At 64.3% G+C, this 13,896-nt stretch carries 14 protein-coding genes; 6 read left to right on the forward strand and 8 right to left on the reverse strand.

Translation table 11 applies throughout. From position 1 onward, the window contains the following. Positions 1-169: 169 nt before the first annotated feature. Both EUU22_RS25005 and EUU22_RS25010 read right to left on the reverse strand, forming a co-directional pair. Positions 170-1,459, reverse strand: a complete 1,290-nt coding sequence (locus EUU22_RS25005) for an ABC transporter substrate-binding protein (RefSeq protein WP_129334664.1) — start codon at positions 1,457-1,459, stop codon at positions 170-172. 33 nt (positions 1,460-1,492) lie between these two features. Further along, complete coding sequence (locus tag EUU22_RS25010; RefSeq protein ID WP_129334665.1) at positions 1,493-2,590, reverse strand: ABC transporter ATP-binding protein; 1,098 nt, start codon at positions 2,588-2,590, stop codon at positions 1,493-1,495. Positions 2,591-2,842: 252 nt separating this feature from the next. Between EUU22_RS25010 and EUU22_RS25015 the strand changes: the two genes are divergently transcribed. Then, positions 2,843-3,553 carry a GntR family transcriptional regulator gene (locus EUU22_RS25015; RefSeq protein ID WP_129334666.1) on the forward strand — a complete coding sequence of 237 codons (711 nt, stop codon included), beginning with the start codon at positions 2,843-2,845 and terminating at the stop codon, positions 3,551-3,553. A gap of 27 nt (positions 3,554-3,580) precedes the next feature. Here the strand turns inward: EUU22_RS25015 and EUU22_RS25445 are convergent, their stop codons facing one another. Further along, entirely contained in the window at positions 3,581-3,721 is a 141-nt protein-coding gene (locus EUU22_RS25445; protein ID WP_165351306.1) for a DUF421 domain-containing protein, read from the reverse strand. Between EUU22_RS25445 and EUU22_RS25020 the strand changes: the two genes are divergently transcribed. From EUU22_RS25020 to EUU22_RS25030, 3 genes are all read left to right on the forward strand, one after another. Further along, on the forward strand, positions 3,721-3,936 hold the full coding sequence (locus EUU22_RS25020) for a hypothetical protein (protein ID WP_129334667.1): 216 nt from the start codon (positions 3,721-3,723) through the stop codon (positions 3,934-3,936). The two genes, EUU22_RS25445 and EUU22_RS25020, sit on opposite strands and share 1 nt — an antisense overlap. Before the next feature lie 67 nt (positions 3,937-4,003). Continuing rightward, positions 4,004-6,082, forward strand: a complete 2,079-nt coding sequence (glgX, locus tag EUU22_RS25025) for a glycogen debranching protein GlgX (protein ID WP_129334668.1) — start codon at positions 4,004-4,006, stop codon at positions 6,080-6,082. Positions 6,083-6,176: 94 nt separating this feature from the next. After that, positions 6,177-6,623: a hypothetical protein gene (locus EUU22_RS25030; RefSeq protein WP_205687978.1), complete on the forward strand. Its 447-nt coding sequence runs from the start codon at positions 6,177-6,179 to the stop codon at positions 6,621-6,623. 26 nt (positions 6,624-6,649) lie between these two features. Here the strand turns inward: EUU22_RS25030 and EUU22_RS25035 are convergent, their stop codons facing one another. After that, complete coding sequence (locus tag EUU22_RS25035; RefSeq protein WP_129334670.1) at positions 6,650-7,555, reverse strand: LysR family transcriptional regulator; 906 nt, start codon at positions 7,553-7,555, stop codon at positions 6,650-6,652. A 181-nt stretch (positions 7,556-7,736) separates the two neighbouring features. Here EUU22_RS25035 and EUU22_RS25040 point away from each other — a divergent pair, with 181 nt between their 5' ends. Further along, the gene (locus tag EUU22_RS25040; RefSeq protein WP_129334671.1) at positions 7,737-8,774 is read left to right on the forward strand and encodes an aldo/keto reductase; all 1,038 of its coding nucleotides are present in this window, start codon (positions 7,737-7,739) and stop codon (positions 8,772-8,774) included. A gap of 103 nt (positions 8,775-8,877) precedes the next feature. Here EUU22_RS25040 and EUU22_RS25045 read toward each other — a convergent pair whose 3' ends face one another. The 4 genes from EUU22_RS25045 to EUU22_RS25060 form a co-directional block, all read right to left on the reverse strand. Continuing rightward, on the reverse strand, positions 8,878-9,621 hold the full coding sequence (locus tag EUU22_RS25045; protein ID WP_129334672.1) for a nucleotidyl transferase AbiEii/AbiGii toxin family protein: 744 nt from the start codon (positions 9,619-9,621) through the stop codon (positions 8,878-8,880). A 65-nt stretch (positions 9,622-9,686) separates the two neighbouring features. Beyond that, the gene (locus EUU22_RS25050) at positions 9,687-9,911 is read right to left on the reverse strand and encodes a hypothetical protein (protein ID WP_245485302.1); all 225 of its coding nucleotides are present in this window, start codon (positions 9,909-9,911) and stop codon (positions 9,687-9,689) included. Positions 9,912-9,989: 78 nt separating this feature from the next. Beyond that, on the reverse strand, positions 9,990-11,507 hold the full coding sequence (gene betC, locus EUU22_RS25055; protein ID WP_129334673.1) for a choline-sulfatase: 1,518 nt from the start codon (positions 11,505-11,507) through the stop codon (positions 9,990-9,992). A gap of 14 nt (positions 11,508-11,521) precedes the next feature. Beyond that, on the reverse strand, positions 11,522-12,472 hold the full coding sequence (locus EUU22_RS25060) for a choline ABC transporter substrate-binding protein (protein ID WP_129334674.1): 951 nt from the start codon (positions 12,470-12,472) through the stop codon (positions 11,522-11,524). A 95-nt stretch (positions 12,473-12,567) separates the two neighbouring features. On the opposite strand from EUU22_RS25060, the gene EUU22_RS25065 reads away from it, so the two are divergent. After that, a complete protein-coding gene (locus EUU22_RS25065; protein ID WP_129334675.1) occupies positions 12,568-13,488 on the forward strand; it encodes a choline sulfate utilization transcriptional regulator in 921 nt (306 codons plus the stop codon). Positions 13,489-13,896 lie beyond the last annotated feature (408 nt).

Here is a 13,896-nt window from a genome sequence, read left to right on the forward strand (position 1 = left end):
GGTTCTCGCACCCTCGGTTAGCCGCATTGAATGCCCCCTCTGGCCTGCCGGCCATCTCCCCCACAAGGGGGGAGAGACCGTGCTGAGACCTTTCGCCTGCTCCTCAACGGGGCGGCGGAGGTCAAAGCCCCTCCCCCTTGTGGGGAGGGGTTGGGGAGGGGTGTTCCCTTTAGGCCGCGATGAACTCGTTCCAGCGGCGGACCATGTAGCGGTCCTCGTCCATCACCGAGTTCCAGCAGGCGACCTTGCCCATGCGTTCCTCGAAGGAACCGCCGTCGCGCACAGCGCCGGCCTTTTCCATGACCTTGCCTTCAGGGGAGAGAATGTCGCCTGCCGCCGGCTTGCCCTCGATCCAGTAGCCCCATTCGTCGGCCGACATGAATTCCTTGGCGGTCTCCATGCAGGCGGAATAGTAGCCCTGGCGGTTGAGATAGCCGCCGACCCAGCCGGACGTGTACCAGTTGATGTATTCGTAGGCCGCGTCGAGCTGCGCGCCCGAAAGGTGCGAGGCGAGGCCGAGACCGCCGCCCCACGAGCGGTAGCCTTCCTTGAGCGGCTGATACTTGCAGGCGATGCCCTTCGAGCGGACGGCGGCCACGGCCGGCGACCACATCGACTGGATGACGACTTCGCCCGATGCCATCAGGTTGACGGACTCGTCGAACGATTTCCAGAAGGCGCGGAACTGGCCCGCCTGCTTGGCTTCGATCAGGAAGTCGATCGTCTTGTCGATCTCTTCCTTGGTCATGTTGCCCTTGTCGACATACTTGATCTTGCCCATGGCTTCGCAGATCATCGCCGCGTCCATGATGCCGATCGACGGGATGTTGAGGATCGAGGTCTTGCCCTTGAAGGCCGGGTCCATGATGTCGGCCCAGGTGGTGATCTCGCGGCCGACGAGGTCCGGACGGATGCCGAGCGTATCGGCATTGTAGATCGTCGGCATCATCGTGAAGAATTCGGTTTCGCCCTTGGCAAAGGTCTTGGCGTCCTTGCTTTCGACATAGCCGACGGTGTGCGGCGCGGTTCCTTGCGCGATCACGCTGTCGGGCAGGAGCTTGCCGGTTTTGAAGAGCGGCACGACCTTGTCGTAGTATTTGAGCTTCTTCGTCTCCATCGGCTGGATCACGCCGGTCGGGTAGACCTTCTTCAGGATCCAGTATTCGATGTCGGCGATGTCGTAGGAGTTCGGCTGGGTGACGGCGCGCTGGGCGGCGGCGTCGCTGTCAGTCGCCGTCATTTCGAGCGTGATGCCGAGGTCGGCCTTGCACTTCTCGGCGATGGCATTGATGTTCGACACGCCCGTGCCGAACTGGCGCAGCGTGATCGGGTTCTGTGCCCAGATCGTCGGGAAGCCGGTGATGGCGCCGGAGCCGGCGGCGAGGCCGGCAGCCGCGGAGGCGGTCTTGAGCAGGTTGCGGCGGGTGATGCCCGTCTTCTTCGTATTGGTCTCGGTCATGCGCAGTTCTCCTCTGTGGTTCTTCTTGGTTGCTCAGGGATTGCGGTGTTGCGGGCGGCCGAGGACGATCACGTCGCCCGGGTCCCAGGAGAGCGGAACGGCCTCGCCGATCTTCGGCTGGCGGGTGAAGAAATCGGTATCCCGCGCCACCACGGTGAATTCGTCGAGGCCGGCCCCGGTGATCGAAAGCCGTACGGTCGCGCCGAGATATTCGATGTTGCCGACGATCCCCTGGAAGCCGTAGCCCTCCGCGATCGGATCGCCGAGGCGGATACGGTCGGTGCGGACAGCGATGTCGGCCGGCGCGCCGGTGTCTGCCGCCGGTCCATTTGCGTGGAAGCGGCCGCCGTTCGGTACCTCGATCGTCTGCCCCGACGCATCCGATGCGAGGACGCGGCCGGAAATCACGTTGTGATCGCCCATGAAGCGGGCGACGAAGGCAGTCGCGGGCTGCTCGAAGACGGTGCGCGGCGGCGCGGCCTGCTCGATCCTGCCTTCGTTCATCACCACGATCAGGTCGGCGAGCGCCATCGCCTCCTCCTGGCTGTGGGTGACGTGGACGAAGGTGATGCCGAGCGAGGTCTGCAGCTTCTTCAGTTCCGCGCGCATGCGCACCTTGAGGAAGGGGTCCAGCGCCGAGAGCGGCTCATCGAGGAGCAGCACCGCCGGATCGGTAATCAGCGCGCGGGCAAGCGCCACGCGCTGCTGCTGGCCGCCCGAGAGCTGCGCCGGCCGTCGCGTCGCATAGGGTTCGAGCTGCATGAGCGTCAGCATCTCGAGCGCCTTGGCACGACGCTCCTCCCGCCCCATGCCCTTCATCTTGAGGCTGAAGGCGACGTTGTCGACGAGATCGAGATGGGGAAAGAGCGCATAAGACTGGAACATCATCGCCGTCCCGCGCCGGGCGGGCGGCAGGTCGGTCACCATCGTGGTCCCGAGCAGGATGTCGCCGCTGCTGACCGTCTCGTGGCCGGCGATCATCCTGAGCGTCGAAGTCTTGCCGCAGCCCGACGGGCCGAGGAGGCAGCAATAGGTGCCGGCGCGGATCTTCAGGCTGACGGCATCTACGGCGGTCGTGGTGCCGTAGATCTTGGTGATCGATGCGATGTCTATGTCTGCGGCTTTGCTCATGCGCGCCCTCTCCAGGTCCGCAGAAGAGCATGCATCGCCCGTGCCAGTTCCGGTCATTAGGCATCAACCGATTGAAACGGAATGACTATTCCGCGACGACTGTCGCGCTTCGAACCGCGGCAGGTCCGCCGTGCACAGATTCTGGACGGCTGGTGGCGATCTTATGGGCAGATTGTACACAATCTCGCACCGTCTTTGCATTCATCACGGGATCGGCTAGTCTGGGGCGAAATGCGAAGTGGGGCACAGGTCATGGATGCGACGGAAAAGGCGGGCACGACGGAGAGTGCCCCGGACGACCGGTCGGCGGCGATCCGGGAGTCGCTGAGGAGCGCCATCGTCGACAGGCGCCTCGCCCCCGGCACCAAGCTGACCGAGAGCGAGGTCGGCGCATTGTTCGACGCGAGCCGGACGGTCGCACGGGCCGCGTTGCAGATGCTCGCGTTCGAGGGGCTGGTGAAGATGGAGCGTAACCGCGGCGCTTTCGTCTCCAGCCCGTCGCCGGAAGAGGCCCGGCAGGTCTTCGCCTCGCGCCGGCTCATCGAACCGGGGATCGCAATCGCCGCCGCAGCGCGCATTACGCCCGCGGATGTCGAGCATTTCCGCCGGCATCTTGAGAACGAAACCGCCCATATGAACGAGCGTGGCCCCGCCGCCCGCCGGGCGGAGATCAAGGCCTCCGGAGACTTCCATCTGATGGTCGCGTCGATTTCCGGCAACCAGATCCTCAGGCGCTTCATGGAGGAACTGATCGCGCGCTCCTCTCTGGTCATCGCCCTTTACGGACGCACCGGCGTTTCGAGCTGTGGGCACAACGAACATGCGGACATCCTCGATGCCCTGGAACGGCGCGACGGGGAGAAGGCGGCGCATCTGATGCTGCACCACATCGACCATATCGAGGCCGACATCGACTTCCGCACACCCGAAGGGCTCGCCCTGCGCGACGCGCTCGGCATATGACCGCACCGATATTTCCGTTGTCGCCCCTCATTTTTTCGGAATGACGCTGATCCAGCCGCTCGCCTCGAGGATCGCGAAGCGGATCTGGTCGAGGCTGGTGATGCCCTGCTGCTGGCCTGGGGAACCCTTGCCCGTTCCAGCCGTTGTCGCCCTGAGGAGACACGCCAATGCAGCGTTTGATCCCATTCGTCCTCGTCAATCTTGCAACCGGCTTCCTGATCGGCGTCGCCGTGGGTGTGTTCGTTGTCTTGCGGGCAGGTATGTTGCCCGGCGGCGACTTCACGACCGATCCCCTCGGCGTCGTTCTGTTGCTTTACGCCTTCGGAGCACCGTTCAGCCTCGGCTATCTTTCGACGGCGCTCTTTCTCGGCGACCGCGATTGACGCGGCGGGAACAAAAGCGAAGGCCGGAGAATTGAGGTGCGGTCTCGATCCGCACAAGGGGATATCCATGGACAATCGCAGCGCCGGCCTCGAGATCGTCGCCGGCTACGGGCACGCCCTCGGCGCCACCTCCGACGGCGAGGGGACGAACTTCGCGCTCTTCTCGTCCCATGCGGAGAAAGTGGAGCTCTGCCTCTTCGACGAAACCGGCCAGCTGGAGGTCGCCCGGCTACCGCTCCCGGAATACACCAACGAAGTCTGGCACGGCTATGTGCCCGGCATTAAGCCGGGCGCACTCTACGGCTTCCGGGTGCACGGGCCCTATGATCCGGAGAACGGTCACCGGTTCAATCCGAACAAGCTGCTTCTCGATCCCTATGCCCGCGAACTCGTGGGCGAGATCAGGCCCTCGAAGGCCAATTTCGGCTATGACATCGACAGTCCGGAGAAGGACCTTTCTTTCAGCACCCTCGACAATGCCGCCTTCGTGCCGAAATGCCGGGTGCTCGGTCGGGGTCGGAAGGGAGAGGCCGGGCGCCGGGATTTCCGGGTGCCGTGGGCCGATACCATCGTCTACGAGACCCATGTCCGCGGCTTCACCAAGCTCAATCCGGCCATTCCGGAGGAGTTACGGGGCACGTTCGACGGACTCGGGCACCCTGCGTCGGTCGATTATATCCGCAGCCTCGGCGTGACATCCGTCGAACTGATGCCGATCCAGGCCTTCTTCGACGACAACCACCTGCTCGACAAGGGGCTGCACAACTACTGGGGCTACAACACCATAGGGTTCTTCGCGCCCGCCGCCCGTTATTTCGGGCCGCGGGGCGCAGACGGTCTGAAGGCGATGATCCGCGCCTTCCATGACGCCGGCATCGAGGTCATCCTCGACGTGGTCTACAACCACACCGCCGAGGGCAACGAACTCGGTCCGACGCTCTCCATGAAGGGCATCGACAATTTCGCCTACTATCGCACCATGGCGGACTCCCACCGCTACTACGTCAACGACACCGGCACCGGCAACACGGTGAATACATCCCACCCGCGGGTGCTGCAGATGGTGATGGATTCCCTTCGCTACTGGGCCGAGGAATTCGAGGTCGACGGTTTCCGTTTCGATCTCGGCACCATCCTCGGGCGCGAGCCGCAGGGCTTCGACCGGCGCGGCGGCTTCTTCGACGCCGTCACCCAGGACCCCGTGCTTGCAACGAGAAAGCTCATCGGCGAACCGTGGGACATCGGGCCGGGCGGCTACCAGGTCGGCGGCTTTCCGCCGGGCTGGGCGGAATGGAACGACAAGTATCGCGATTCCTGCCGCGACTACTGGCTCGACGCGGACAATTGCGCCCCCGACTTTGCAGCACGCCTCCTCGGCTCCGGCGATATCTTCGACTTCTCCGGTCGCCGCCCGTGGACGAGCGTCAATTTCATCACCGCCCATGACGGCTTCACGCTCAACGATCTGGTCTCCTACGACCACAAGCACAACGAGGCCAACCAGGAAGGCAACAACGACGGCCACAATCATAACCGCAGCCACAATTACGGCGCCGAGGGCCCGACCGGCGACCCGGCAATCAACGCGGTTCGCGAGCGGCAGCGGCGGAACTTCCTCGCCACACTGTTCTTCTCCCACGGCACGCCGATGCTGGTGGCCGGCGACGAGTTCGGCCGCTCCCAGATGGGCAACAACAACGCCTATTGCCAGGACAACGAGGTAAGCTGGCTGCATTGGGAGAACCTGCCGGAAGGCTGTCACCAGCTGCGCGAGTTCGCCCGGAGAGTGATTGCTCTTCGCCGTGCTCAGCCGCTCCTGCGCCGTGCAAACTGGCGCGACGGCTTGCTGATCGACTGGTTCAACCACAAGGGCGGACCGCAGCGTCCCGAGCACTGGCTCGGTGGCAATGCCCTGACCCTCCGGCTGCACCGGCCCGATCGCGAACAGCCGGCAGGTGTCTGGAGCGATATCCTGCTGATCTTCAATCCGGAGAACCGCGACCTTCAGTGCCGGCTGCCGAAGACCGGCGGCGCCGGGTGGGTGCTCGAACTCGCCACCAGCGACGGCCAGACCCGGGAGACTACGAAGGAAGGACAGACGCGGGTGATTCTCGCACGCTCGATGGCGCTGTTTCGCCGGCCGTGATCCGTTCCGCGGCACGGTCGCGAGGGCGCGGCGGCGGAACAAAGGCCGGCGGCGGATGTTTGGTCCCGCAACCGTCTTCCGCAGGAGGCTATCCATGACCGCCACGGCAAGCCGCGTCCGCGAAAGGACCGCTCCGGAGATCAACCGCAGGATCGACGACGAACTGCGCGAGCGGATACGCTTCTTCGCCAACATGCCGCAATATATCGACGCGCGCCTCAAGACCCTCGACGAGGAATGGGACGTCGAACGGGTGCTCGAAGCGAACGCCGCGACATTCTCGCTCCTGGGGCTGGTGCTCGGGTCCCGGGTGGACCGCCGCTTCTACGGGTTCTCGGCGCTGGTTGCGGCCTTCCTCCTCCAGCACGCGGTCCACGGCTGGTGTCCGCCCCTTCCGGTCCTGAGGCGGCTCGGTTTCCGGACCGCGGCCGAGATCGAGAGGGAGCGTTACGCGCTGAAGGCACTCCGCGGCGACTTCGTCATGTCGGGGAGCATGAAGCGGGATCTCGCGACGATCCTGCGGGCCGTCGGGCTTGAATAAACAGACATTGCGGCCAGCCGAACCGCCTACGAAATCCTTCCCCGTTCCGCGAGAAAGTCGAGGAGGGCGCGCACGCGCGAGGGGAGGGGCCCGCCCTGGCCGATGTGGATGGCGTGAAAGGCCTCCCGGTCACCGGGATTGAGATCCTCCAGCACCGGCACAAGCCGACCCTGGGCTATGTCCTCGCGCACCGTGAATTCTGCAAGCCGTGCAAGCCCGTTGCCTTCGAGTGCGAGCCGACGCAGGGCCTCGCCGTCGCTCGCCTGGATGCGACCGACCGCTGGAACGATGACGGTCTCACCGTCCTTCAGCATCGGCCAGCCGTCGACCGTCCGCACATAGCCGAAGCCGAGCCGGTTGTGCCGGTCGAGGTCTCCGATCCCCTGCGGCATGCCGAAACGTGCGAGATAGGCCGGTGACGCGACGACCACCATTCTCGTCTCCCCGAGCTTGCGGGCGACGAGGCTGGAGCTCCGCATCGGGCCAGCACGCACGGCGACGTCGGTCCGCTCTGCGAGCAGGTCGACGATCATGTCGGTCTGCACGAGATCGAGCGTGATCTCGGGATAGCGGTCCAGGAATTCCGGCAGGATGGGTGCCAGGATATGGGTCGCGTAAGACGCGCTGGTGTTGAGCCGGATGCGCCCGACCGGCTGCTCGCCCGCACCTGCGGCACGCTCGGCCTCCTCGATGTCGGCGAGGATGCGCGTTGCCCGCTCATAGAAGGCGCAGCCCTCCGGGGTGAGCTGGAAGGCGCGGGTCGAACGATTGACGAGGCGCGTGCCGAGCCTCGCCTCGAGCCGGGCGACAAGCTTGCTCACCGCCGACGGCGTCATGCGGCAGGCGCGCGCCGCAGCCGAGAATCCTCCTTGCTCGACGATCCTGACGAACACTTCCATTTCGCCGGAACGATTGATCTCCGTTCGCGACATTGTTCCTCTAATTCATAAATGATGTGCCAAACGGCATACTATATCATCTCTCTCGCGAGATCTATCTCCTGTTCCGGAGACCCTCGGCCATAATCGCTCCTGGCGTTCGTCCCTTTTTCCGGGCGTCCCGACGCGGTTGCCGCGGCATCGCTTTCCCTCCATCCTCTGAAAGGACAATGCCATGGACTATCGCTTTCTCGGACGCTCCGGCCTGAAGGTTCCGGTCTTGAGTTTCGGCGCCGGCACCTTCGGCGGTTCGGGCCCACTTTTCGGGGCTTGGGGCAATACCGACGACAAGGAGGCCCGCCGTCTCGTCGACATCTGCCTCGAGGCCGGCGTCAATCTCTTCGACACGGCAGACGTCTATTCCGGTGGCGCTTCCGAGACCGTGCTCGGCGCCGCGCTCAGGGGCCGCCGCGACCAGGCTCTGATTTCGACAAAGACCGGCCTGCCGATGGGCGAGGGGCCGAGCGACGCCGGCACGTCGCGCTTCCGGCTGATCCGCGCCGTGGAGGACGCGCTGAGACGGCTCGACACCGACTACATCGATATCCTGCAGCTTCATGCCTTCGATGCGGCGACGCCCGTCGAGGAGGTGCTCTCGACCCTCGATACCCTCGTGCGCGCCGGCAAGGTCCGCTACGTCGGCGTGTCGAACTTTTCCGGCTGGCAGGTCATGAAGGCGCTCGCCGTCGCCGACCGGTATGGCTGGCCGCGCTATGTGGCAAATCAGGTCTACTATTCGCTGATCGGCCGTGATTACGAGTGGGACCTGATGCCGCTCGGAGCGGACCAGGGGCTCGGCGCGCTCGTGTGGAGCCCGCTCGGCTGGGGACGCCTGACGGGCAAGATCCGCCGCGGCACTCCGTTGCCCGAGGGTAGCCGGTTGCATGAGACGGCAAGTTTCGGCCCGCCCGTGGAGGACGAGCACCTTTACCGCGTCGTCGATGCGCTGGAGGCGATCGCCGAGGAGACCGAAAGGACCGTGCCGCAGGTGGCGCTCAACTGGCTGACCCGCCGGCCGACCGTCGCCTCCGTCATCATCGGCGCCCGCAACGAGCAACAGCTTCGCCAGAACCTCGGCGCGGTCGGCTGGTCGCTCACGGACGACCAGGTCGCAAGGCTCGACGCGGCCAGCGCCGTGACGGCACCCTATCCGCATTTCCCGTACAGACGCCAGGAAGCGTTCGCCCGCCTCGCCCCGTCGATTGCGGGGTGATGCAGAGGAGTGCGCAAGGAGATCTCGCCGTCGTATCCCAACGGGTGCGACGGCAACCTCCAAACCGAGGGAGATATCGTCACATCAGATCGTTTACGAGTCGTCAGAGGTCGTTTCGTTCGTCCGGGCTCTGTTCGCTCTGGATTCCCGCATGCGGCCAGATGCGTATAACTTCCAATCGCAGGTTCGAAACGGCCGAAATCGCAGCATCGTCACTCATGTCGAGTTCGCGTGCGACCGTCTCGACCAGTCCTCGGTTCAGCAGGAGGTTCAGCACACCCGACATCTTGCGGGCAATGTCAGCACCGTAGGCTCTCTCGGCTTTTTCCACTGCTGCTGCCGGAATGTGGTGGTGCGCCTCGACCAGCCGACCAAGATCGATGGCATCACGATAGCATACTGCCCGGTCGAAACACCTGTCGGAGTTCGCGAGCAGTTTCTCAGCAAACATGTCTTCAACGCTCAGGACGGGCACGAGTAGAACGGGGTCGATATCCCCGTTCAGTTCGATGCGGGCTTCTCGTACGATCTCGAACCTAATGCGCTGTCCCTTGTACTCGAGTAGGGTCCGGATTCCGTAGCCGTCTGCCTGGATCTCCCGAAGAGGTTTCGCTTCCACCGGAAAGATTGCACCTATGCCCTGTTCCTGGAGCGCATTGCGGAGTTTTCGATATCCATCGGTGTCGGCGCAGAGGAAGTCGAGATCGAGCGACTGGCGGTATTCGCCGTTCTTCAGGACGATTGCAGTTCCCCCGCCGAAGAAGCACCTGCTGCCCATCAAGAGGTCACGGTTCGCCGAGCGGAGGAGCTCTGCGATGTTCTCATGTTGGGGACGATAGAAGGTCATGAAATTCCTTACCGTGGTCACAGCAGAACGCGTTCATTTCGGTGCCGCGTGCAAGACCTGCGCGATCAGGCGGTCAGCATCCGGCCGTTGCCGAACTCTTCGGTAAGTTCCTCGATGAGAAGGCGTTCCTTGTCGGTAAGGTGTTCACGGTCCACAAAGCGCCAGTTGCGTTCATAGAGAAAGAATACATCTCGCGCAGGTATCGGACGCGCAGGATCGCGGTTCCAAACGAGAGCGCTAAGCTCCGGGAACTCGGCTGGCACGATCATGGCTCCGAAATGCATCGTCATGATCGTATTTCCTACCAGAAAGACCAGTGTCAATCAAACAGTTCGGCAAATTCGCATCTGCCGCTAGCCGTCCACCGGTCACTCCGAGATGCGCGGAAACCTTTGTCTTTCCTCGAGCACGTTGAGGTCCATGTGGTTTCGCATGTAGCGCTCCGAGGCCTTCTGCAGCGGCTGGTAATCCCAGGGGTAGTAGGAGCCGTTGCGCAGGGCGGTGTAGACGACCCAGCGCCGCGCCTGGCTTTCCCGGACTGCGGCGTCGAAGGCCTGAAGGTTCCAGCGCTTCTCGCATTCGGTAGCCAGACGGGTGAGCGTTTCCGCGTGACGCGGGTCTCCGGCGAGATTCTGCAACTCGTCGGGATCAGCCTCGACGTCGTAGAGAAGCGGAGGGTCCTTCTCGCAGAGCGTCAGCTTGTACGGTCCGGCCCTGAGACCGACGAGCGGCGCTTCTGAGCCCTCGGCCGCATATTCCATCGGCACGAACCCACGTTTGCCTTCGCCCCGGGCGACGGGATCGAGGTCTTCGCCGTCGGTCCAGGGGCGTACCGAAGCGATGTCGATGCCGGCCATCGCCGCGATCGTCGGTGTGACGTCGAGCGTGGAGACGGGCGTTTCGACGAGAGCGGGCTCCCAGTCCGCGGCCGATATCATCAAGGGCACGCGCGCCGACCCCTCGAAGAAGCTCATCTTGAACCAGAGGCCGCGTTCCCCCAGCATGTCGCCGTGATCGGAGACGAACAGGACGACAGTATCCCGATCCATGCCGGTCCGTTCCAGCACGTCGATGATCTCGCCGATCTTCTCGTCGACATAGGAGATGTTGGCGAAATAGCCGCGCCGCGCGCGCCGCACGTCCTCTTGCGTGATCTCGAAAGCGTCATGGTCGCAGGCGACGAGAAGGCGTTGTGAGTGGGGGTCCTGCTTCGCGAAGGGGATATCGCCGATCTTCGGGGCGAGTGCCGGGCAATCCTCATAGAGATCCCAGAAGCGCTTGCGGGCGACATAAGGGTCGTGCGGGTGAGTGAAGCTGACGGTCAGGCACCACGGCCGCTCGTCGTTCCCGCGCGCGAGATCGTAGAGCTTGCGCGTCGCGTGGTAGGCGACCTCGTCGTCATATTCCATCTGGTTGGTGATCTCGGCCGTGCCGGCGCCCGTCACGGAGCCGAGATTGTGATACCACCAGTCGATCCGCTCGCCGGGCTTGCGATAGTCCGGCGTCCAGCCGAAGTCGGCGGGGTAGATGTCCGTTGTCAGCCTTTCCTCGAAGCCGTGAAGCTGGTCGGGTCCGACGAAGTGCATCTTCCCCGAGAGGCAGGTCTGGTAGCCGGCCGCGCGAAGGTGGTGGGCAAAGGTCGGTATGTCCGAAGCGAACTCGGCGGCATTGTCGTAGACGCGCGTCCGGCTCGGAAGCTGGCCCGACATGAATGAGGCTCTCGCCGGCGCGCAGAGGGGACTTGCCGTATAGGTGTTGGCGAAGCGTACGGAGCGCTCCGCCAGCGCCTTCAGGTTCGGCGCGTGCAGGAACTCGGCAGGTCCGTCGGGAAACAGCGTTCCGTTCAGCTGATCCACCATCAGGACGAGGATATTGGGTCGCGCCATGACGTCTTTCCTGCTCAGAGCCCGAGGGATGCCTTGACGGCCTCGGTGCCCGGAGCGCCGTCGAAGGTCGTCACGCCCTCGAGCCATGGCCCGAGCGACTGCGGGTTTTCCTTCAGCCAGGCGGTGGCCGCCGCCTTCGGTTCCTCGCCCTCGAGGATCTTCCCCATCAGCGTGTTCTCCATGGCGATGTCGAAGGTGAGCTGTTTGAACAGACGCGCGGCGTTGGGGCACATCGCCGTCCAGCCGGTCCGGGCGAGCGTATAGACCTCGGCGCCTCCGTAGTTCGGTCCGAAATAGGCGTCCCCGCCGGAGAGATAGGTGAGCTCGAACCGGTTGTTCATCGGATGCGGCGCCCAGGCGAGGAAGACGATCGCCGCCTTCTTCTCGGCCGCCCGCTCCACCTGGGCCAGCATCGCCTGCTCGCTCGACTCGACGAGCTTCCAGTCAGCGAGGCCGAACTCGCCCGCATCGATCATCTTCTGGATGCTGCCGTTGGCGGGTGCGCCGGGCTCGATCCCGTAGATCGAATGGTCAAATTCGTCGGCGTGTTTTTGAAGGTCGGAAAAGTCCTTTACACCCTCGGCGGCGACATAGGACGGCACCGCCAGCGTGAACTTCGCGCCTTCGAGGTTCCGGCCGACGATCTCGATGGCCTCGGCCTTCTTCAGATCCTCGATGAAGGCGTTCTGCGCCGGCATCCAGTTGCCGAGGAAGACGTCGATCTCCTTGTTCTTCATCGCCTCGTAGCCGATCGGCACCGAAAGCGTCTTGACCTCGGCTTCGTAGCCGAGGGCCGAGAGCAGGACGCCGGCGACGCCGTTCGTCGCGGTGATGTCGGTCCAGCCGGGATCGGACATCCGGATGGTCTTGCAGGCCGCGTCTTCACCGGCATGGACGGTCCCGGCGACCGAAACGGAGAGAAGGATCGCCAGCGTGGTGCCGGCGGCAACAGAAGTCTTCTTCATTTTCATTCCCCTTGTTATTTGATTTCCGTATTCGTCGATCTATTTTCCTTCCCTGTGAAGACGGGTTTTCTCGATGCTTGCCATAAGGATTTTCGATGCGAGAGCGACCGGTTGACCTCGGCTGGATGCGCGTCTTCGTCGAGGCGACGAGACAGGGCAGTCTGACTGCCGCGGCAAACGTGCTGAACATGTCGCAGCCGGCGATCAGCTATCACATCCGGCGGGCCGAGGAGGAGGTCGGGGTCGCGCTCTTCGAGCGCGTCCACCGTGGCGTCGAGCTCACCCCGGCGGGGCGGCAGCTGTTCGAGATCGCCCGGCGGGCGGTCGGGGACGTCGACGACGCCGTGCGCGGGTTCCATGCCGAGCGCGACCGCGGGACGATCCGGCTGTTGACGGACTATGCCTTCTCCGCGCTCTGGCTGATGCCGAGAATGCATGCGGTCCGGCAACTCCATCCCGAACTGGACATCCAGATCGTCGCGACACAGCGCTTCCAGCAGACCCGTCTCGGCGAAAACGAGATTGCCGTCGTCTTCGGTGCGAAGAGCGACGTGAAGGCGGACGCCCTCCTGCTCGTACCGGAGGTCGTCACGCCGGTGTGCACGCCCGCATTCGCCGAGAGGAACGGACCGTTCGACGACCCGTCCTCGCTCGCCCGATCGACGCTGATCCACCTCGACAGCCCCTCGCAGGCGCCGTGGTTCGAATGGACGACCTATCTGTCGCACTTCGGCGCGAAGAGGGAGGCGCAGGCCGGGCATGTCGACCTGACCTTCAACACCTATTCGCTCGTCGTGCAGGCCGCGCTGACAGGGCAGGGGATAGCGATCGGATGGGAGGGGCTCGTCGACGCATCCATGGCGTCGGGCGTTCTCCGTGCCGTTGGCCCGACACTTGAGGCGAAGGGACGCGGCTACTGGCTGGTGGCGCCCGACCAACCGGGCGGCCACGTCGAATGGCTGGCAAAGTGGCTGGTGAGCGAGGCAAAGGACAACGGCTGGTCTGCGGGCGTCTGACATTGGTCGCAATTGCATGCTCACCTCCTGCGTTCGGCCGCCGTCCAGCTTTTGGAGCGATCCCGCCCGGTCGCCGATACCGCGGGATCGCCAAAAGAACGCTCAAGCTCCGCCGCCGGTCGGGATCGCTCCCTCCGGGTCGGGTCACTTCAGTCTCGGACGCGGCGCCGCAGGGGGCCTGTCAGAGTATGAATATGTGGCTCCTTGCGGCGCCCCGTTCGGCGTTCTTTCCCGCTGCATGCGTCTCTCTGGCATGGCGGCGCCTCTGCCGAAACGTGACGTCTCGGCATCGGCCGGCGCGGATCGGCGTCGAGCGCTCATCCGTCCGGTGACGGACCTTCGCTGACGCCTGGCCGGTGGCCCGGGAAGATCCCGCCGGATGGTACCGTCCGGCCTGACCCTCGCCGG

It is taken from the genome of Ciceribacter ferrooxidans (genome assembly GCF_004137355.1).
GTDB classification, from domain to species: Bacteria; Pseudomonadota; Alphaproteobacteria; order Rhizobiales; family Rhizobiaceae; genus Allorhizobium; species Allorhizobium ferrooxidans.